Genomic DNA, 296 nt, shown 5'->3' on the forward strand with positions numbered 1-296 from the left:
TAATTACCGTTCTTTCTCCGATGTAGTAATACGTTCCACCCATCGGGGATTGTGACTCTTTGACGGATCTGATCTTATAGAAGCCATCAGGCAAATTAACAAAACTATATGCAGCAGTCTCACTATCGCTGGTTGCGCTCGCCATCAATGTTTCTTCCACAGGTATCCTGAATATTCCCATGGTTGCATTCTTTTGTGCAACGTTTGTTCCAGGCATCATCTCGAACATTGCAGTACCTGAAACGGTAGCAGTACCAGTGAATCCTGCACAGGTTCCGTTCTCGATCTTATCCTTT

Annotated in this window: 1 protein-coding gene; it reads right to left on the reverse strand. The window is 44.3% G+C overall.

Translation table 11 applies throughout. The annotated features are described in order from the left end of the window. Positions 1-296, reverse strand: a 296-nt coding sequence (locus E7X56_RS11890) for a hypothetical protein (protein WP_167879543.1), incomplete at both ends; no start/stop codon positions are given.

Origin of the sequence: Methanococcoides sp. NM1 (assembly GCF_900774285.1) — an archaeon.
GTDB lineage: Archaea > Halobacteriota > Methanosarcinia > Methanosarcinales > Methanosarcinaceae > Methanococcoides > Methanococcoides vulcani.